This is a genomic window from Streptomyces sp. NPDC002276, assembly GCF_053891435.1.
The window spans coordinates 1-20,068 of the sequence record NZ_JBSFCQ010000005.1; the positions used below are offsets into that span (position 1 = coordinate 1).

At 70.4% G+C, this 20,068-nt stretch carries 16 protein-coding genes; 8 read left to right on the forward strand and 8 right to left on the reverse strand.

Going from position 1 to position 20,068, the window contains the following annotated elements; genetic code table 11:
* Window positions 1-90: 90 nt before the first annotated feature.
* Window positions 91-1,584 carry a M1 family metallopeptidase gene (locus ACWIHT_RS14625; RefSeq protein ID WP_456168035.1) on the reverse strand — a complete coding sequence of 498 codons (1,494 nt, stop codon included), beginning with the start codon at window positions 1,582-1,584 and terminating at the stop codon, window positions 91-93.
* 268 nt (window positions 1,585-1,852) lie between these two features.
* Between ACWIHT_RS14625 and ACWIHT_RS14630 the strand changes: the two genes are divergently transcribed.
* The gene (locus ACWIHT_RS14630) at window positions 1,853-3,805 is read left to right on the forward strand and encodes a Xaa-Pro dipeptidyl-peptidase (protein ID WP_456168037.1); all 1,953 of its coding nucleotides are present in this window, start codon (window positions 1,853-1,855) and stop codon (window positions 3,803-3,805) included.
* Window positions 3,806-3,879: 74 nt separating this feature from the next.
* On the opposite strand, the gene ACWIHT_RS14635 is transcribed toward ACWIHT_RS14630, so the two are convergent.
* On the reverse strand, window positions 3,880-4,839 hold the full coding sequence (locus tag ACWIHT_RS14635; RefSeq protein ID WP_456168039.1) for an FAD-dependent oxidoreductase: 960 nt from the start codon (window positions 4,837-4,839) through the stop codon (window positions 3,880-3,882).
* Window positions 4,840-4,923: 84 nt separating this feature from the next.
* Between ACWIHT_RS14635 and ACWIHT_RS14640 the strand changes: the two genes are divergently transcribed.
* On the forward strand, window positions 4,924-5,949 hold the full coding sequence (locus tag ACWIHT_RS14640) for an oxidoreductase (protein WP_456168821.1): 1,026 nt from the start codon (window positions 4,924-4,926) through the stop codon (window positions 5,947-5,949).
* Between the two features lie 48 nt (window positions 5,950-5,997).
* On the forward strand, window positions 5,998-7,641 hold the full coding sequence (locus ACWIHT_RS14645) for an ABC-F family ATP-binding cassette domain-containing protein (protein ID WP_456168041.1): 1,644 nt from the start codon (window positions 5,998-6,000) through the stop codon (window positions 7,639-7,641).
* Window positions 7,642-7,644: 3 nt separating this feature from the next.
* On the opposite strand, the gene ACWIHT_RS14650 is transcribed toward ACWIHT_RS14645, so the two are convergent.
* The 4 genes from ACWIHT_RS14650 to ACWIHT_RS14665 all read right to left on the reverse strand — a co-directional run bounded on the left by ACWIHT_RS14650 (window position 7,645) and on the right by ACWIHT_RS14665 (window position 12,774).
* Window positions 7,645-8,295 (reverse strand): DinB family protein, encoded by a 651-nt coding sequence (locus ACWIHT_RS14650; RefSeq protein WP_456168043.1) that lies wholly within the window; start codon window positions 8,293-8,295, stop codon window positions 7,645-7,647.
* A 61-nt stretch (window positions 8,296-8,356) separates the two neighbouring features.
* Entirely contained in the window at window positions 8,357-10,741 is a 2,385-nt protein-coding gene (locus ACWIHT_RS14655) for a Tex family protein (protein WP_456168045.1), read from the reverse strand.
* 270 nt (window positions 10,742-11,011) lie between these two features.
* Entirely contained in the window at window positions 11,012-11,881 is an 870-nt protein-coding gene (locus tag ACWIHT_RS14660) for an SCO6745 family protein (RefSeq protein ID WP_456168047.1), read from the reverse strand.
* A gap of 149 nt (window positions 11,882-12,030) precedes the next feature.
* Entirely contained in the window at window positions 12,031-12,774 is a 744-nt protein-coding gene (locus ACWIHT_RS14665) for an enoyl-CoA hydratase/isomerase family protein (protein ID WP_456168049.1), read from the reverse strand.
* 204 nt (window positions 12,775-12,978) lie between these two features.
* Here ACWIHT_RS14665 and ACWIHT_RS14670 point away from each other — a divergent pair, with 204 nt between their 5' ends.
* The gene (locus tag ACWIHT_RS14670; RefSeq protein ID WP_456168823.1) at window positions 12,979-13,491 is read left to right on the forward strand and encodes an ATP-binding protein; all 513 of its coding nucleotides are present in this window, start codon (window positions 12,979-12,981) and stop codon (window positions 13,489-13,491) included.
* 9 nt (window positions 13,492-13,500) lie between these two features.
* Here the strand turns inward: ACWIHT_RS14670 and idi are convergent, their stop codons facing one another.
* Window positions 13,501-14,094 carry an isopentenyl-diphosphate Delta-isomerase gene (idi, locus tag ACWIHT_RS14675; protein WP_456168051.1) on the reverse strand — a complete coding sequence of 198 codons (594 nt, stop codon included), beginning with the start codon at window positions 14,092-14,094 and terminating at the stop codon, window positions 13,501-13,503.
* Between the two features lie 235 nt (window positions 14,095-14,329).
* Window positions 14,330-15,274 carry a cation diffusion facilitator family transporter gene (locus ACWIHT_RS14680; protein WP_456168053.1) on the reverse strand — a complete coding sequence of 315 codons (945 nt, stop codon included), beginning with the start codon at window positions 15,272-15,274 and terminating at the stop codon, window positions 14,330-14,332.
* A 445-nt stretch (window positions 15,275-15,719) separates the two neighbouring features.
* Between ACWIHT_RS14680 and ACWIHT_RS14685 the strand changes: the two genes are divergently transcribed.
* From ACWIHT_RS14685 to ACWIHT_RS14700, 4 genes are read left to right on the forward strand one after another with little or no spacing between them, the layout of a single operon-like run.
* Complete coding sequence (locus tag ACWIHT_RS14685) at window positions 15,720-17,513, forward strand: DUF5941 domain-containing protein (protein ID WP_456168055.1); 1,794 nt, start codon at window positions 15,720-15,722, stop codon at window positions 17,511-17,513.
* The gene (locus ACWIHT_RS14690; RefSeq protein ID WP_456168057.1) at window positions 17,510-18,262 is read left to right on the forward strand and encodes a phosphocholine cytidylyltransferase family protein; all 753 of its coding nucleotides are present in this window, start codon (window positions 17,510-17,512) and stop codon (window positions 18,260-18,262) included. Before ACWIHT_RS14685 ends, ACWIHT_RS14690 begins: the two co-directional genes overlap by 4 nt.
* On the forward strand, window positions 18,250-19,311 hold the full coding sequence (locus ACWIHT_RS14695; RefSeq protein ID WP_200710407.1) for an iron-containing alcohol dehydrogenase family protein: 1,062 nt from the start codon (window positions 18,250-18,252) through the stop codon (window positions 19,309-19,311). Before ACWIHT_RS14690 ends, ACWIHT_RS14695 begins: the two co-directional genes overlap by 13 nt.
* On the forward strand, window positions 19,289-20,068 hold the full coding sequence (locus ACWIHT_RS14700; protein ID WP_456168059.1) for a CDP-alcohol phosphatidyltransferase family protein: 780 nt from the start codon (window positions 19,289-19,291) through the stop codon (window positions 20,066-20,068). Before ACWIHT_RS14695 ends, ACWIHT_RS14700 begins: the two co-directional genes overlap by 23 nt.

A 20,068-nucleotide genomic window follows, 5' to 3' on the forward strand; every position in this document is an offset into this window, starting at 1 on the left:
GCCCAGGGCGACGTCGGTGCCCGCGCCGAGGCGGGTCAGCAGGGCGGACAGTCCTGCCTGTACCGGTACCGCTCAGCCGCCGCCGTGCCGTCAGCCCCCGTGGACGTCGTTCGTCGCGGCGATCTTCTTCCACGACTTCGGCTGCGTCGGAGCGGCCGACGCCTTCGCGATGGACGCCGAACGGGCCGCCGGGGCCGCCGGCTTCGACGGCTGGAACAGCCAGGTGTCGAAGAGCGCCGACAACGATTTCCCGGACACCTGCTCGGCGTAGGCCTGGAAGTCCTGGACGGACGCGTTGCCGTACGCGTGCTCCTTCGGCCAGCCCTTCAGGATCGCGAAGAATGCGTCGTCGCCGATGTCGTTGCGCAGTGCCTGGATGGCCAGCGCGCCCCGGTCGTAGACGGGGAGTTCGAACTGGTCGTCCGGACCCGGGTCGCCCGGCGCGATCGTCCAGAAGGCGTCGTCCGCCGGGTGCAACGCGTAGACGTAGTCGGCGAGTTGCTGCGTCGTGCCCTCGCCCTCGTGCTCGGACCACAGCCACTGTGCGTAGCGCGCGAAGCCCTCGTTGATCCAGATGTCCTTCCAGCCCTTCAGCGACACGTCGTCGCCATACCACTGGTGGGCCAACTCGTGCACGACGACAGAGGTGTTGGCGCCGTTCGCGAACTGCCTCGGGCTGTAGTAGACGCGACTCTGCGTCTCCAGCGCGTACCCGGTGGTCGTGTTGGGCACATACCCGCCGGCGTTGCTGAAGGGATACGGACCGAAGTAGCCGCTCAGCCAGTCGACGATCTCCCCGGTCCGCTCCACGCTCGCCCGCGCGGACCCGTCGTTGTCGCCGAGGTCCTTGCTGTAGGCGTTGACGACCGGGACCCCGCCCTCCGAGGTGCTGGTCGTGATGTCGAACCTGCCGAGCGCGAGCGTGGCCAGGTATGTGGCCTGCGGCTTGTTCTCCCGCCAGTTGTAGCGGGTCCAGCCGAGCTGTGAACTCGTCGACTGGAGCGTGCCGTTGGAGATGGCCTGGGTGCCGTTCGGTACGGCCACCGACACGTCGTAGGTCGCCTTGTCGCTGGGGTGGTCGTTGCTGGGGAACCACCACCACGCCGACTCGGGCTCGTCCGCCGCGACCGCGCCGTCCGGAGTGCGGTGCCAGGTGGTGAAGCCGTAGGCGCTCTTCGTGGACGGCACCCCGCTGTAGCGGACCACGACCGTGATCGGTGTGCCGCTCGGCAGCGGGGTCTTCGGGGTGATCTCCAGCTCGTGCTGGCCGGAGGTCGCGAAGGTCGCCTTCACGCCGTTGACCCGCACCTCGCTCACGTCGAGGAGGAAGTCCAGATCGAACCGCGAGAGATCCTGCGTGGTCCTGGCGAGAATGGTCGCCGTACCCGCCAACTCGTCCGTCGCGGGCTGGTATTGAAGCCTGAGGTCGTAGTGCGAGACGTCGTAGCCGCCATTGCCGTAGTACGGGTAGTAGGGGTCGCCGATACCCGGAGCGCCGGGGGAGTAGCTTGCCGCCGAGGCCGGGATCGCCAGCAGCAGGGAGGCCGCCGCGAGCGCTCCCGGCGCGATGATTCTGCGGTGCACGAGAACTCCAAGTCGTAGGGCTCCACGGAAGGCCGGGGAGCCGTGGGGGTCCACGAAGGTCGAAGAGCCATAGATCTGTAGAGCTGTCGATCTGTAGATCTGTCGAGCCGAAAGGTTGGTTCACTCGGTCTTCAGTCTGTTCAAAGGCTATTCAGTCCCTGTGCTCCCACGCCTGTCCACGGCACCTCCTGTCACACGATCGCCATTCGGCCGACATGACTCCGAGTGCCTCTTCCAGCACGGGAGTTGACCGATGTACCGTCCGCGCATGCCGAAACGCACGCGCTTCACGATCTGGAGATCGCTCGCGACGGCGGCGACCGCCGCCCTCCTGGCCACTTTCCTCACCCCGGCAGTGGCCCAGAGCGCCCCGCAGGAAAGCCAACCCGTCTACTCCTACGCGAACGCGGTCCGCGAGGCCGTCTGGGTGGACACCGGACTCGACGGCGACGGCGACGGGAGGACCGACCGGGTCGCCGTCGACATCGTCCGGCCGAGTGAACCCGCCCGCGAGGGCCGCAAAGTCCCCGTCATCATGGACGCCAGCCCCTACTACTCCTGCTGCGGACGCGGCAACGAGAGCCAGCTGAAGACCTACGACGCGAGCGGCAACGTTGTCCAGATGCCGCTGTTCTACGACAACTACTTCGTGCCGCGCGGCTACGCCTTCGTCGGCGTCGACCTCGCCGGCACCAACCGCTCCGACGGCTGCGTCGACGTAGGTGGCCGCTCCGACATCCAGTCCGCGAAGGCCGTCGTCGACTGGCTGAACGGCCGCGCGAAGGCGTACACGACACGCACCGGAACCGTTCGTACGCAAGCCAGTTGGACCAACGGCAAGACCGGAATGATCGGCAAGAGCTGGGACGGCACCATCGCCAACGGCGTCGCCGCCACCGGCGTCGAGGGCCTGAAGACGATCGTCCCGATCAGCGCCATCTCCTCCTGGTACGACTACTACTTCGCCAAGGGCGCCCCGCTCTACGACTCCGGCCCCGACTGGCTGTCCGACGCCGTCGAGAGCCCCGACGCGCAGGCCAAGTGCGCCGCCGTCCAGCAGAAGATCGTCGACGGGGCTCCGCGCACCGGCGACTGGACGCCGTTCTGGACCGAGCGCGACTACGTGAAGGACGCGAGCAAGGTCAAGGCCAGCGTCTTCCTCTTGCACGGGATGCAGGACCTCAACGTCCGCACCAAGAACTTCGGCCAGTGGTGGGACGCCCTCGCCAAGAACGGCGTCGAGCGCAAGATCTGGCTCTCCCAGACCGGCCACGTCGACCCCTTCGACTACCGCCGCGACGCCTGGGTCGACACCCTGCACCGCTGGTTCGACCACGAACTCCTCGGCTACGACAACGGAATCGACCGCCGGCCCATGGCCGACGTCGAACGCCACCCCGACCAGTGGGAGACGTCGAAGACCTGGCCGCCGAGCGGCACCGCGACCACGACCCTCCACCCGGCGCGGGGCACCCAGGCGGGTGTCGGCACGCTCGGCCTCGGCAAGGGCACCGGGACCGAGACGTTCACCGACAACCCGCAGGAGAGCGAGACGGATTGGGCCGCCGCGATCGACAAGTCGACGGCGGACAAGGCCGGTTTCGTGACAGGACCGCTCAAGAAGGACCTGCGGCTGTCGGGTTCGTCGAAGGTGACCATCACCGCGACGCCCACGACCGCCACGGCCCATCTCTCCGCCGTCCTGGTCGACCTGGGCCCCGACACCATCCGCGACTACGCCGACTCGGCGGAGGGCATCACGACGCTCACCAACCGCACCTGCTGGGGCGAGAGCACGGCAGGGGACAGCGCCTGCTTCCTGGCAACCCAGGCCAGAACCACGGCAGTTGACTACAACGTCTTCAGCCGCGGCTGGGCCGATCTCGGCAACTACGCCTCCGCCACGAAGGGCGTACCGCTCACCCCCGGCAAGGCGTACACCATCACGCTCGACCTGGCGGCGACCGACCACGTCGTCCCGGCCGGGCACCGCCTCGCCCTGATCGTCGCGGGCACGGACCGGGACCTCATCGACCCGCCGTCCACCACCCCGACCCTCACCGTGACCCTGTCCCGCACGTCGGCCCAACTCCCGCTCGTCGGCGGGGCGTCGGCGTTCGCCAAGGCCACGGCGGGAGTCAAGTCCACGGCTCCCACGGCCACGACCCTGGACGGCGTACGGGCACCCCGTGCCGCCGCCCAGCGAGTACCCGGCAACTGATCACGGCCCCGGAGCGGGGCAGCGGCGCGAACACACTCCGCCGTTCCGCCCCGCTCCGGGCAGACAGGTGAGGCTCAGCCCAGCCGCGGCCGTGCCAACTCCGCGGCCTCCTCGGCGCATCCCCACGCCACCGTGATCCCCGCCCCGCCGTGACCGTAGTTGTGCACCAACGCCCGCCCGTCCCGCAGCACTTGACGCTCCAGTCGTACGGCGGGCCGCGTCGGCCGCAGGCCCACCCGGTGCTCCAGGACCAGGGCGTCGGCGATCTCCGGGCGGACCGCCGCGCACCGCGCGATGATCGCCTCGGCGGTCGCGGGGTCCGGCGTCATCGACCAGGCGCCGTCCTCGGCCGTGCCGCCCAGGATCAGCCCGCCCGGCTGCGGGAAGAAGTACGTGGACGTGTCCGCCGTGTGGTCGACCGACGTGAACCAGGTCGTGATCCCCGGGTTCTCCACCACGACCAACTGACCGCGCACCGGCCGCATCGAACGGTCGGGCACCAGGTCCAGGGAGTCCAGGCCCGTGCAGTTGACGACGACGGGCGCCGGCACCTCGGTGAGGTCCGTCACCGACGCCTCCTCGACGGTCCCGCCCGCCCGCAGGAACCGCTCCCGCAGCCACGGCAGATGGGTCGACATGTCGATCAGCGGCAGCCTTCCCCACAGTCCGCCGCCCGCGTACTCCTCGGCCCGCGCCGACCGCAGCCCCGGCACCCGGCGCGCCCACGGCCCCAGCTCGTCCAGCCGCGTCCCGCCCTGTACACCCTCGACCATGCGTACGCCCGTCTCCTCGGGCCGCGCCGCCAACTCCTCGTACACGCGCAGTGATTGGAGCGCCCACTCACCGACGAGCGCCTCCGGCTCGATCCGGTACGGCCACCACAGCGCGCCCGCGACGGCCGAGGTCGTCAGCTCGACGCTCTCGCGCGTCCACACCCGGACCCGGGCACCGCCCTCGGCCAGGACGACGGCCGTCGTCAGCCCGATGACGCCCCCGCCGACCACGATGACTTCGCCACTCACACCGCTCTCCATGCGCGGACGGTAGCGGAATGCACCAAGCCGTGCAGACATCGGTGGCGCGCTGGGGATACTCACAGCATGTCTGCCGAACACGCGATGTCCGCCGCGTACGCGGCCTTCGGCCTGGCACCGGCGATGCGCGCCGGTGACGTCCTCGCGGACGGCGGCTACCAGGTGCACCGCGACTTCGTCGACTTCCTCGTCGACGGCCGCCCGCTGCTCTTCCAGCTCGCCGACCTGGACGCCGTCTCCCCGCTCGCCTCCGACATCCCGCCCGCGATCTTCACCGCCCAGGTCCGCAGCCTCCTCCTGGAGACCGACCCACCCCTGGAGGGCGGACGCCACATCATCTACGGCTGCCCCGAGTGCGCGGACCTGGCCTGCGGCGCCGTCACCGCCGTCATCGAACGGGACGGCACCGACTACATCTGGCGCGACTTCGCCTGGCAGACCGACGAACACGCCGACCTGGAGCGCAACGGCTACCACGGCATAGGGCCCTTCCGCTTCGCCGGCCCCGAGTACCGCACGGCCCTCGACTCCCTCATCGACGGCACCGAACCCCCGGCCGCCAAACGCCGAGTCCTCCTCATCGGCGCCCGCGTCGCCGTCCTCAACAAGCTCGCCGCCGCCCTCCGCGCCATCGGCATCGGCGCCGAGATCACCGGCGACGCGACCTACGTCCCCGCCGACGAACTCCGCGGCTACGGCGCCGTAGCCTTCGGCCGCGCCGTCACCGCGGACGAACGCGCCGCCGTACGGGCCGCTTTCGACGGCGCGGGCGTCGACGTGGCGTACGTCGACGGACTCGCCCCCGTCGTCCCGCTCCTCGTCGCCCAGATCGAACAGGCCCTGGACCGGCGCCCGTTGGAGCAGCACCGGCTGACCCGCCTGGTCGCCGCCGACGGCGAGGCCGGCATCGAGGTCACCTCCCCGTGCCGCGTGCGCGTCACCGCGTACCGCCTCGACCGCCTTCACCGCGGCCACACCCAGGACGTCTTCGACGGCGTCCTCGAACCCGGCCGCCACCGCATCGCCCTCGACGCCAAAGCCGTGAAGGGCGAGTCCTTCGTCGTGGCCCGCACCACGGGGAGCGTGCTGGTGGCGCCGATGGCACGCTGAAACGCGCGGCGCGGGCCGGGAAGGGGACCGATTAGGATCGGCGGTCTGATGACTGCCACTCTCGTCGCCAAGAATCTCGCCGCCGGACACGGCGACCGCGCCCTGTTCACCGGACTCGACCTCGTCGTCGCCCCCGGAGATGTGATCGGCCTTGTCGGTGCCAACGGCGCCGGCAAGTCCACCCTCCTGAGGATGCTCGCCGGACTGCTCGCACCGGAGGAGGGCGAACTGCGCCTCTCCCCGCCGGCCGCGACCGTGGGCCACCTCCCGCAGGAACCGGAGCGGCGCCCGGGCGAGAGCGTGCGCGAGTTCCTGGCCCGCCGCACCGGCGTCGCCGAGGCGCAGCGCACGATGGACGAGGCCACCCAGGCCCTGGTCGACGGGGCACCCGGCGCCGACGACGCCTACTCCGCGAGCCTGGAGCGCTGGCTCGACCTCGGCGGCGCCGACCTCGACGAACGCGCCGAGGAGATCGCCGACACCCTCGGCCTCACCATCGACCTCGACCAGCCGATGACCTCCCTGTCCGGCGGCCAGGCGGCGCGAGCGGGCCTGGCTTCGCTTCTGCTTTCGCGCTACGACGTCTTCCTCCTCGACGAGCCGACCAACGACCTGGACCTCGACGGCCTGGAACGCCTCGAACGCTTCGTCTCCGGCCTCCGCGCCGGCACGGTCGTCGTCTCGCACGACCGCGAGTTCCTCACCCGCACCGTCACCAAGGTCCTCGAACTCGACCTGGCCCAGAACCAGATCAACCTCTACGGCGGCGGTTACGAGGCCTACCTGGAGGAGCGGGACGTGGCCCGCAGGCACGCCCGCGACGACTTCGAGGAGTACGCCGACAAACGCTCCGCGCTCCAGGACCGCGCCCAGATGCAGCGCGGCTGGATGGACAAGGGCGTCAAGAACGCCCGCCGCAAGGCGAACAACGACAACGACAAGATCGGCCGCAAGTTCCGCAGCGAGGCCAGCGAGAAGCAGGCCGCGAAGGCCCGGCAGACCCAGCGCATGATCGAACGCCTCGACGTCGTCGAGGAGCCCCGCAAGGAGTGGGAACTGCGCATGGAGATCGCCTCCGCGCCCCGCTCCGGCGCGGTCGTCGCGACCCTGCGGGACGCCGAGGTACGACGCGGAGACTTCACCTTCGGCCCGGTGTCCCTCCAGATCGACTGGGCGGACCGGGTCGCGGTGACCGGCGCGAACGGCGCGGGCAAGTCGACGCTTCTCGGTGCGCTGCTCGGCCGGATCCCGCTGGACGCGGGGGCCGCGACGCTCGGCTCGGGTGTCTTGGTGGGCGAAGTCGATCAGGCCCGGCAGTTGTTCCACGGTACGGAGTCGTTGCTCGACGCGTTCTGCGCGGCCGTGCCCGACACCGAACCGGCCGAAGTCCGCACGCTGCTCGCCAAGTTTGGGCTCAAGGCGAACCATGTCATGCGGCCGGCCGGGACGTTGTCACCGGGCGAGCGGACGCGGTCCGCCCTGGCGTTGCTCCAGGGCCGGGGTGTCAACCTCCTGGTTCTGGACGAGCCGACGAACCACCTGGACCTGCCTGCCATTGAGCAGTTGGAGTCGGCGCTGGACGCGTATGAGGGCACGTTGTTGTTGGTCACGCATGACCGGCGGATGTTGGACGCGGTTCAGGTGACTCGGCGATTGGAGGTGGCGGGCGGGAAGGTGACTGAGCGGCGGTGAGGCTCAGGTAGTGCGTTCACTGCCGGTCGGTGGGGGCTGGTCGCGCAGTTCCCCGCGCCCCTTTGGGGCGCGCTGATGTGAGGCTTCTTCTGCGGCACGCTCCACCCGCTCTCTGTGCTCCGCCCACCAACTCGCGTCGCCCGGCGCCATGTTGTCGCCCCCGGCCCGCTGGCCCGCCGCTCCGTCGACGAGTTCTCGTACGACGTCGGCGTGGCCCGCGTGCCGGGACGTCTCGTAGATCATGTGGGCGAGGGTGCGGTGCAGGGTGATCTCATTTCCCCCGGCACCGGGGATACGGCCGACCGCGTCCAGGGGCAGCGCCTCGATCGTCGTGTCCGAGTGTGCGCAGATCCGTCGGTAGTCCCCGACGATCTGCTCCCGTGTCTCGTCGGGCCTTGCCCACAGATCCGCGTTCGGCTCTGCGTCTCCCGCGATCCACAACTCCGGTGCGTCGACGGGCCGTCCGAAGACGGTCCCGAAGTAGAACGCCTCGGCTCCGGCCAGATGCTTGACCAGCCCCAGCAGATTGGTGCCGCTCGGCGTCATGGGCCGCCGGATGTCGTACTCCGACAGCCCTTCGAGCTTCCAGAGGAGCGTGTCACGGCTGTCCTGGAGGATGACGCGGAGGTCGGCTTTGAAGTCCGGTGAGGTCATGCGCCCATTCTTCAGCAGGGCGCTGCCAGCCCCCACCGGCCCGCAGCTCCCCAACGACCTCCTACTTGCGCCCCTTCTTGGGATCGACCAACCCCGCCTTGCGCAGAGCATCCGCCATCGCACTGTTCGCCGGCGGCGGAGCCGCAGCCTGGCGCGAGCCACCGCCCTGCTGCTGCCGCTGCTGAGGCGGACGCCCACCGCTCCGCTGCCGGCGCTCGCCACCCCCACCCTGCTGTCGCCGCTCCCCGCCGGAGGCCTGTGCCTGCGCCTCGTCCTCCAGCCGCAGCGTCAGCGAGATCCGCTTGCGCGGGATGTCGACGTCGAGCACCTTCACCTTGACGATGTCGCCCGGCTTCACCACGTCCCGCGGGTCCTTGACGAACGTCTTCGACAGGGCGGAGACGTGCGCCAGTCCGTCCTGGTGGACACCGACGTCGATGAACGCCCCGAACGCGGCGACGTTCGTGACGACCCCCTCCAGGACCATCCCGGGCGCCAGGTCGGAGATCTTCTCGACGCCGTCCTTGAACGTGGCCGTCTTGAACGCGGGCCGCGGGTCGCGCCCCGGCTTCTCCAGCTCCTTCAGGATGTCGGTCACGGTCGGCAGACCGAACTTCTCGTCCACGAACTCCGTCGGCTTCAGCGACCGCAGCACCGTCGTGTTGCCGATCAGCGACGCCACCTCGCCGGCCGTGGTCTTCGCCATCCGCCGTACGACCGGATACGCCTCGGGGTGCACGCTGGACGCGTCGAGCGGGTCGTCGCCGCCGCGGATGCGCAGGAAGCCCGCGCACTGCTCGTAGGCCTTGGGGCCGAGCCGTGCCACGTTCTTCAGCTGGGTGCGCGAGGTGAAGGGGCCGTTGGCGTCGCGGTGCGACACGATGTTCTCGGCGAGGCCGGAGGTGATGCCGGAGACGCGTGAAAGCAGCGGCGCGGAGGCCGTGTTGACGTCCACGCCGACGCCGTTCACACAGTCCTCGACCACCGCGTCCAGCGAACGCGACAGCTTCACCTCGGACAGGTCGTGCTGGTACTGGCCGACCCCGATCGACTTGGGGTCGATCTTCACCAACTCCGCGAGGGGGTCCTGGAGTCGGCGCGCGATGGAGACGGCGCCGCGCAACGACACGTCCATGTCGGGCAGTTCCTGCGAGGCGAACGCGGACGCCGAGTACACGGACGCGCCGGCCTCGGACACCATCACCTTGGTGAGGTTCAACTCCGGGTGCTTGGTGATGAGTTCACCGGCGAGCTTGTCGGTCTCGCGGGACGCCGTGCCGTTCCCGATCGCGATCAGGTCGACCGAGTGCCGCGCGGACAGCCGGGCCAGCTTGGCGAGGGCGTCGTCCCACTTGTTGGCCGGGACGTGCGGGTAGATGACGTCGGTGGCGACGACCTTGCCGGTCGCGTCGACGACGGCCACCTTCACGCCCGTACGGAAACCGGGGTCCAGGCCGAGCGTCGAGCGGGTGCCGGCCGGGGCGGCGAGCAGCAGGTCGCGCAGGTTCGAGGCGAAGACGTTGACCGCCTCGTCCTCGGCCGCCGTGCGAAGCCGCAGCCTGAGGTCGATGCCGAGGTGTACGAGAATGCGGGTGCGCCAGGCCCAACGGACCGTGTCCTGAAGCCACTTGTCACCGGGACGGCCCCGGTCGAGGATCTGGAATCGGTGGGCGACCATCCCCTCGTAGGAAGAAGGCCCCTCGGTGTCCTCCTCGGGCTCCAGGACGAGATCGAGGACGTCCTCCTTCTCGCCGCGCAGCATCGCGAGGATGCGGTGCGAGGGCAGCGCGGTGAACGGCTCCGAGAAGTCGAAGTAGTCGGCGAACTTGGCGCCCGCCTCCTCCTTGCCGTCCCGCACCTTCGCGGCGAGGCGCCCGCGCCCCCACATCCGCTCGCGCAGCTCGCCGATCAGGTCGGCGTCCTCCGAGAACCGCTCGGTGAGGATCGCCCGGGCGCCGTCCAGGGCGGCCTGCGGATCGGCGACACCCTTGTCGGCGTCGACGAACGCGGCGGCAGCGGCCAGCGGCTCCACGCTCGGGTCGCCCAACAGGCCCTCCGCGAGCGGCTCAAGACCGGCCTCGCGCGCGATCTGCGCCTTGGTGCGCCGCTTGGGCTTGTAGGGGAGGTAGATGTCCTCAAGGCGCGCTTTCGTCTCCGCCGCCCGGATCTGCGCCTCCAGCTCCTCGGTGAGCTTGCCCTGCTCGCGCACCGATTCGAGGATCGCGGTCCGCCGCTCCTCCAGCTCCCGCAGATACCGCAGCCGCTCTTCGAGCGTGCGCAGCTGCGCGTCGTCGAGCATCTCGGTCGCTTCCTTGCGGTAGCGGGCGATGAAGGGCACCGTCGAACCGCCGTCGAGCAGCTCGACGGCGGCCTTCACCTGCCGCTCCCGTACGCCGAGCTCCTCGGCGATCCTGCCTTCGATGGACCCTACGAGGGGTGTCGTCACGCCCGTACCGCCTTCTCCACTGAGGTTGCGCGGCAATTGTGGCAGGTGGCACCGACACTCGGGGATCAGGGCGCCGTCCGGGATTCGATTTTGCGTGATCTTCTGGACGGCGAGAGCGGAGCAGGACAGGCCGCGGGTATCGCCTGGTATAGGCAGGCAACAGACAACTGGCCCCCCTTCCGACGTGATCTTCTACTACGTCGCGCTCCGCCGCACCTCGGATTTCAACCCCCGGCAGCGCCCGTGTGATGTCCGGTCGCGGTCCGGCCGCTAGCTCTTGCCCAGCAGATTCGCCGGAAACGCCCCGGCGGCGAGCGCGCGCCGGGCGAACCCGGTCGCCAGCTCGGTCAGTCGTACGACCCCTTCGGTGCCCAGGTGCTCGTAGGGTGCCCGGTCCAGCCGGTCGGTCTCCGCCTCGATCCCGGCGCGCAGCGCGACCCCCGCCTCGGTCAACTCGCGGTCCCCGTCGAGCAGTCCGCGCTTCCGTAGCCGTCCCGCGGCGGCGTCCCACTCCTCCTGGCTCCAGCCGCGCGTGCCGAACACCCACTTCGGGGTCATGCCCTTGCCGGTCGCGGTGTGGGTCACCACCGCCTCCAGGCCGTCGAGTTCGGCGGACAGCAGGGCGGCCAGATGGCCGTCTCCGCGGTGCTCGCGCAGCAGGGTCGCGGCGTGGAAGTACGCGAGGTGCGGCTCGTCCGGGACCGGCAGATCGGCATGCGCGGCGTACAGGGGGCGGGCGGCACGTGTGCACGCCTCGACGGCCCGCAGCGCCAGCCGGGCGGCCTCCGCCATCTCCTGCGACTCGGCGACGTCGTCGTCCAGCAGTCGGCGCAGGGTCGCGTCGACGGCACGCGCGCGTGCCTGGAGGGCCTGCTCGGGGGAGGTGATCTCCCACACGGCGGGCACGTGCTGGGCCACGAGTTCGTACTTGTAGTTGTAGAAGGTCGCCGCCACCACTCCGGGCCCGACCCGTCCCAGCGCCGCCGCCCGCGCGGCGAAGTTGATGGCCCTGGAGTCCGTGACCCCGAGCTCCGAGAATTCCCTCCCCAGGTCGGGCGAGAAGTAGAGCGTGGCGTGCAGGGAGTTGAGCGCGTTGTGGCAGCGGCGCCCGGCACGGGGATCGACAGCGGCAGTAGTCATGACGGTCACGTTACCGACTGGTCGGTACGGTCTCCAGTGGCGGGCATCGGATGGCAGGCATCAGACGGTGGGAAAGGTGGGGTACTCGCCATTGCGGCCGGCATCGGGAAACGCGAAGAATCCACGCCACGCGAACCGTCCTTTCGTTCTCAGGCGGTCCAGGTGAAGCGCGCCTCTCGGCGTTCCAGGAACGCGGCGACGCCCTCCGCGGTGTCGTCGCTGTCGCGTGCCTGCTCGGTCCAGTGACCGTCCCTGTCCGTACGCCCGTCGGCGAACTCCTTCGCCGCGGCCTGCGTCAATCGGGAGCGGGTGGCCAGTACCCGGGTGAACTCCGCGACCCGCTTGGCGAGTTCGCCCTCGGGCAGCAGCTCGTCGAGGAACCCGGTGCGCAGCGCCCGCTCCGCGTCGATCAACTCGGCCGAGAAGAGGAGGTACTTGGCGGTCCCGGGACCCACCAGCGACACCAACCGCCGGGTGGAGGAGGCCGGATACACGATCCCGAGCTTCGCCGGAGTCACCCCGAACAGTGCCCCCTGCTCCGCGAACCGCAGATCGCAGGTCGCCGCCAACTGCGCGCCGCCGCCCACGCAATGGCCCCGGATCGCGGCCAGCGTCGGCTTCGGGAACGCCGCCAGCGCCTCCTCCGCGAGGACCGCGAGCCGCTGCGCCTCGCCCGGCGACTCCCGCAGCGTGGAGATGTCGGCCCCGGCGCAGAACGTACCGCCCTCACCGGTCAGCACCAGTGCCCGTACCGCCGGATCGGCCGCGAGGGTGTCGAGCAGCGGCGGCAGCGCGCGCCACATCGCGGCCGTCATCGCGTTGCGCTTGTCGGGGTGGTGGATGACGACGGTGGCGACCGAGTCGGTCACCTCGTGCAGCAGGCGGGGCTCCATGCGCTGGATGCTACGTACACCCGGAAGAGTTCGTGAAGTCGGCACGATCGGAACACGAGCGGTCCAACACGCGACCGTGCCGTGCGGAAGCGGTCGTAATACACCCGAAAACTGCTGACTTCTGTTCAGTCGTAGGGGGCGGAGCGGGTCGTTGCCAACACTCGTCGGGTGGTGACAATCGAGCGCAAGGGTGGCGACCGGACGATGGAGAACGATGGGCGTGGGTCGGGCCCCCGCCCAGAAGGCGGCGTCGGGGACGATCCCCCGGCCCCCGCCCCGCCGGGTCCGCTGCCGTACGAGGGAGTCTGGCGGTTCACCGCCTCCGCCGTCGACGCCTCCGTCCCGCAGGCGCGGCACGCGGTGCGGGACCTGCTCCTCCGCCAGGGCGTGCCCCTGACGGACGACCTGTTGCAGGGGCTGTTGCTGATCGTGTCCGAGCTGGTCACCAACGGGGTCAAGCACGCGGCGCTGCTGTCGCCGATACTCGCGGTGGAGGTCGCCGTGGGCGCCGAGTGGGTGCGGGTGTCCGTCGAGGACAACCACCCCTACCGCCCGACCGCCCTGGTGGCCGACCACGACGAGACCGGTGGCCGGGGACTGCTGCTGGTGCGCGAGGTGACCCGGGAGGCGGGCGGGGTGTGCGACGTCGAGCACACGGCGAGCGGCGGCAAGGTGATCTGGGCCGCGCTGCCGCTCACCGTCGCGCGGGTGCCGTAGGCCGGGCGCTCACCAGCCCGCGGACGGGCCCGTCAGCTCGCGGACCGCCGGGCGGGCCGCGTCCAGCACGGTCATGAACCAGGACGAGAAGGTGTCCTTCGCGTGCCGCTCCGCCAGCTCGGCGGGGGTCACGAACGCGGTCGTGCCCACTTCCTCCGGGTCCGGCCGCAGCGGGGACTGCACCATGCCGACGAAGAGGTGGTTGTACTCCTGCTCCACCAGGCCCGAGGCGGGGTCGGGGTGGTTGTAGCGCACCGTGCCCGCCTCGGCGAGCAGCGAGGGGGACACCCCGAGCTCCTCGTGCGTCCGCCGGGCCGCCGCCGCGAAGGGTGCCTCGCCCGGGTAGGGATGGCCGCAGCAGGTGTTGGACCAGACGCCGGGGGAGTGGTACTTGCCGAGCGCCCGCTGCTGGAGGAGGAGCCGGCCCTCTTCGTCGAAGAGGAAGACGGAGAAGGCGCGGTGCAGCCGCCCCGGTGGCTGGTGGGCGGAGAGCTTCTCCGCGGTGCCGATCGTCACGCCGTTCTCGTCGACCAGTTCGAGCAGGATCGCTTCGGCGGTGCCGTTCGACGAGCTGTGCGTCGCGGTGGCAGGTGTGATCGGCATACCCATCCTTCACATCGGTCTTCAAAGCCAAGTCTGCCGTACGAATCCGGCACTCCCGGCAGTTCATCGTGCCCGGCGCGGCGACGGGGGAACCGTCCGGGGGTGGGGTCACGGGAGTGTGGACACGGGTGTGCACCGGACGGTTGCGTTCCGTCCGACCTGGTCGATTTCCCTCGGATTCCGTCGGCTTCGGTCAGTCATCGGTAAGTCGTCAATCAAGCCGTCGATCAAGCCGTCAATGACAGAGCTTCGCCTCGTGCTCCGCGTGCCCGCCCGGCTCCAGCTGGAAGGTGCAGTGCTCCACGTCGAAGTGGTCGCCGAGGCAGTCCTGGAGTTCGTGGAGCATCTTCTCGTTGCCGATGGCGTTCAGTGTGTTCGAGCCGACGACCACGTGCGCGGAGAGCACCGGCAGGCCCGAGGTGATCGTCCAGGCGTGCAGATCGTGGATGTCCTCGACGCCGTCCAGGGCCAGGATGTGGGCGCGCACCTCCCGCATGTCGACATCCCTGGGCGCCGACTCCAGCAGGACGTCCAGGGTCTCGCGCAGCAGCTTCAGCGTGCGCGGCACGATCATCAGGCCGATGGCGAGCGAGGCGATCGGGTCGGCCGCCTGCCATCCCGTGGTCAGGATCACCACGGCCGAGACGATCACCGCGAGGGAGCCCAGCGCGTCGGCGGCCACCTCCAGGAACGCGCCGCGCACGTTCAGGCTCTCCTTCTGGCCGCGCACCAGCAGCGTGAGGGAGATCATGTTCGCGACCAGGCCGATCAGACCGAACACGACGGTCAGTCCGCCCTCGGTGTCGGCGGGCGCGACGAACCGCTGGACCGCCTCGTACAGGACGTAGCCGCCGACGCCGAGCAGCAGCAGACAGTTGGCGAGCGCGGCGAGGATCTCCGCGCGGGCGTAGCCGAAGGTGCGGTTGCCGGCCGCCGGGCGGTTGGCGAAGTGGATGGCGAGCAGCGCCATGCCGAGCCCGAGCGCGTCCGTCGCCATGTGGGCCGCGTCCGCGATGAGCGCCAGGGAGTCCGCGAGCAGCCCGCCGACCACCTCGACGACCATCACGGTGAGCGTGATCCCCAGCGCGACCCGCAGCCTGCCCCGGTACGCCGCCGCGGCCGTACCGGTGACGGGATTGTCGTGCGGGTGGGAATGCCCGTGGTCGTGCCCTGCCCCCATGAAAGCCGCCCTCCTGATGACTGCCCGGAACCACAGTGAACTACGGGTGGGGGGTATCGGGCAACGCGGCACTGAACACCGTTGTCATATGCTCTGACCTGCGCAAACGGATCGCAGGTCAGGGTGGTGCGGAGCGCCTGCGGGAGGGGCCGGACGGCGGGCCCGCCGGACATCCGCCGCTGTGGGCCGCCGTCGTGGGCTCCGCGGAATGTCCCGCGATGCCCGCTCTGGCCGGTGCGGTTTGTCGGCCAGGGGCCGAATCCCTGATGATGATCTCGGCGGAGGCGCCTGCAAATCCTGTTGATCAGCCTATGAACGGCCGGTGAACACGGGCTTGAGAGCATCCGATAGCCTCTGCCGACATGCCGCCCGGGTGCCACCCGAAGGGCGCCACCACCATGCACATGACCGGCGCCCACGCGTCGGCACCAGGGAGTGAGTTCGGTTGTCGACCGCCATCCTCACCGGTCAGCCGGTCCCCGGATCGTCGATCGAGGACGACCTGCGCTCGCTCGGCTTCGACGTCCGGATCGCCGCCGACGCCACCGAGGCGGAAACGCTGCTGGCGGCCGTTCCGGGCGACCGGCGCGTCGCCGTCGTGGACGCCCGCTTCGTCGGCCATCTGCACGCGCTGCGCCTCGGTCTCACCGACCCCCGCTTCCCGCTCGCCGCGGTACCGGGCGCCGTCACCGCGCGGCCCGCCGGCCGCCAGGCCCTGACCCGGGCGATGGCCCGCGAGAACTCGGCCGGCGGCGGCACGACCCTCCTCGACAACCTCGCCGACCGCATCGTCACCGCCCTCGACGCCGACGGCTCGGACGTGCACCACCCCGAGCTGGGCAGCCTCGTCGCCACGGTCCCCGCCGACCCGCAGTCCCGCAACGAGGCACGCCAGGCCGTCGCCGCCGTCGACGACGAGGCCGTACGCCTGAAGTCGGCCGTGAAGTCCCGCGACGGCTTCTTCACCACCCACTTCATCAGCCCGTACTCGCGCTACATCGCCCGCTGGTGCGCCCGCCGCGGCCTCACCCCGAACCAGGTCACCACCGCCTCCCTGCTCACCGCGCTGATCGCGGCGGGCTGCGCGGCCACCGGCACCCGCGCCGGGTTCGTCGCGGCCGGCGTCCTGCTGATCGCGTCCTTCGTCCTGGACTGCACCGACGGCCAGCTCGCCCGCTACTCCCTCCAGTACTCCACCCTCGGCGCCTGGCTCGACGCCACCTTCGACCGGGCCAAGGAGTACGCCTACTACGCGGGCCTCGCGCTGGGAGCGGCCAGGGGCGGCGACGACGTATGGGCGCTCGCGCTCGGCGCGATGATCCTCCAGACCTGCCGGCACGTCGTGGACTTCTCCTTCAACGAGGCCAACCACGACGCCACCGCCAACACCAGCCCCACCGCCGCCCTCTCCGACAAGCTCGACAGCGTCGGCTGGACGGTCTGGGTGCGCCGGATGATAGTCCTGCCCATCGGCGAACGATGGGCGATGATCGCCGTCCTCACCGCGGTGACGACCCCCCGCATCACCTTCTACGTCCTTCTCGTCGGCTGTGCCTTCGCGGCGACGTACACGGCGGCGGGCCGGGTGCTGCGCTCGCTGACCCGGAAGGCGCGGCGGACGGACCGGGCGGCGCAGGCGCTGGCGGACCTGGCGGACAACGGACCGCTCGCCGCCTTCGTGGCCCGCGTCAACCCCGGCCGCCTCGGTGCCCCGCTCCTGATCGCACTCGCGGGCACCGCGATCCTCGCCGTCTCCCTCTTCTCCGGCGTCACCTGGGCCCCCGTGGTCGGCGCCTTCGTCTACGCGCTCACCTCCGGCCAGGCCCTGTCCCGCCCCCTCAAGGGCGCCCTCGACTGGCTGGTCCCCCCGCTCTTCCGGGCGGCCGAATACTGCACCGTCCTGGTACTCGCCGCTGAAGCGGAGGTGAACGGAGCGCTTCCTGCGGCTTTCGGCCTGGTGGCCGCCGTCGCCTACCATCACTACGACACGGTGTACCGCATTCGCGGCAACGCCGGGGCGCCCCCGGCCTGGCTGGTGCGCGCCATCGGGGGGCAGGAGGGGCGGACGCTGCTCGTCACCGTTCTCGCCGCCGCGCTCACCGCGTCGCAGTTCCCGGTCGCGCTCACGGTCCTGGCCGTGGCCGTGGCCCTGCTGGTGCTCGTCGAGAGCATCCGCTTCTGGGTGACCTCCCACTTGGGAGGCGCGCCCGCCGTACACGATGAAGGAGAACCCGCATGATCGGCCTCGTGCTGGCGGCCGGCGCCGGACGGCGTCTGCGCCCCTACACCGACAGCCTTCCCAAGGCTCTGGTGCCGGTGGGGCCCGCGGGCATAGAGGGCGAACCGACGGTCCTGGACCTCACGCTCGGCAACTTCGCCGAGATCGGTCTGACCGAGGTCGCGATCATCGTCGGCTACCGCAAGGAAGCCGTGTACGAACGCAAGGCGGCCCTTGAGGCGAAGTACGGACTCAAGCTCACCCTCATCGACAACGACAAGGCCGAGGAGTGGAACAACGCCTACTCCCTGTGGTGCGGACGTGACGCCCTCAAGGACGGCGTGATCCTCGCCAACGGCGACACCGTCCACCCGGTCTCCGTCGAGAAGACGCTGCTCGCCGCCCGCGGCGACGGCAAGCGGATCATCCTCGCCCTCGACACCGTCAAGTCCCTCGCGGACGAGGAGATGAAGGTCGTCGTCGACCCCGCCAAGGGCATGACGAAGATCACCAAGCTGATGGACCCCGCCGAGGCCACCGGCGAGTACATCGGCGTGACCCTCATCGAGGGCGACGCCACCCCCGAACTCGCCGACGCGCTCAAGACCGTGTGGGAGACCGACCCGCAGCAGTTCTACGAGCACGGCTACCAGGAACTGGTCAACCGCGGCTTCCGGATCGACGTGGCCCCGATCGGCGACGTCAAGTGGGTCGAGATCGACAACCACGAGGATCTGGCCAAGGGGCGGGAGATCGCGTGCCTGTACTGACCCGGCTGATTCCCTCGCCCGTCGTCGTCGACATCCGCCCGGGTGCCCTCGATGACCTGGCGTGCGTGCTCGCCGACGAACGCATCTCGCACTCCGGCAAACTCGCCATCGCCGTCAGCGGCGGCTCGGGCGCCCGGCTGCGCGAGCGGATCGCGCCGAGCCTGCCCGGCGCCACCTGGTTCGAGGTCGACGGCGGCACCATCGACGACGCGGTCCGGCTGGCGAACGACATAAAGGGCGGCCGGTACGACGCGGTCGTGGGCCTCGGCGGCGGAAAGATCATCGACTGCGCCAAGTTCGCGGCCGCGCGGGTGGGCCTTCCGCTGGTGGCCGTCGCCACCAACCTCGCGCACGACGGCCTGTGTTCACCGGTCGCGACGCTCGACAACGACGCGGGGCGCGGCTCGTACGGTGTGCCGAACCCGATCGCGGTGGTCATCGACCTCAACGTGATCCGTGAGGCCCCCGTCCGCTTCGTGCGCTCCGGCATCGGCGACGCCGTCTCCAACATCTCCGCGGTCGCGGACTGGGAGCTGGCCAACCGGGTCAAGGGCGAGAAGATCGACGGTCTCGCCGCGGCGATGGCCCGGCAGGCCGGCGAGGCGGTGCTCAGGCACCCCGGTGGCGTCGGCGACGACGGCTTCCTCCAGGTCCTGGCCGAGGCACTGGTCCTCACCGGTGTCGCCATGTCGGTGTCGGGCGACTCCCGCCCGTCCTCCGGCGCCTGCCACGAGATCAACCACGCCTTCGACCTGCTCTTCCCCAAACGCGCCGCCGCCCACGGCGAGCAGTGCGGACTGGGCGCGGCCTTCGCGATGTACCTGCGCGGAGCCCACGAGGAATCGGCGTACATGGCCGAGGTGCTGCGCCGGCACGGACTGCCGGTGCTGCCGGAGGAGATCGGCTTCACGGTGGACGAGTTCGTCCGCGCGGTGGAGTTCGCTCCGGAGACCCGCCCCGGCCGCTACACCATCCTCGAACACCTCGACCTGAAAACCGACCAGATCAAGGACAACTACGCCGACTATGTCAAGGCCATCGGTAGCTGAACTCCGTCCCGTCGTCCACCCCGCAGGGGTGAAGGACCGGCGCAGCGGTGAGCACTGGATGGGACGCCTCTACATGCGTGAGGTGTCCCTGCGGGTCGACCGCTACCTGGTGAACACCAGGGTCTCGCCCAACCAGCTCACGTACCTGATGACCGTCTTCGGCGTACTCGCCGCCCCGGCGCTGCTGGTGCCGGGGATCACGGGCGCCGTGCTGGGCGTGGTGTGCGTCCAGATGTATCTGCTGCTGGACTGCGTCGACGGCGAGATCGCCCGCTGGCGCAAGCAGTACTCCCTGGCAGGCGTCTACCTCGACCGGGTCGGCGCCTACCTCACCGACGCGGCCGTGCTGGTCGGCTTCGGGCTGCGCGCCGCCGACCTGTGGGGCAGCGGCCGTATCGACTGGCTGTGGGCCTTCCTCGGGACGCTGGCCGCGCTCGGCGCGATCCTCATCAAGGCCGAGACCGACCTGGTCGGGGTCGCCCGGCACCAGACCGGCAAGGCCCCGGTGCAGGAGTCCGCGGCCGAGATGCGGTCCTCCGGGATGGCGCTGGCCCGCAAGGCCGCCGCGATGCTCAAGTTCCACCGGCTGATCCTCGGCATCGAGGCGTCCCTGCTGATCCTGGTCCTCGCGATCGTGGACCAGGTCCGCGGCGACCTGTTCTGGTCGCGGCTCGGCGTCGCCGTACTCGCCGGCATCGCGCTGCTCCAGACCCTGCTGCACCTGGTGTCGATCCTTGCGTCGAGCAGGCTGAAGTGA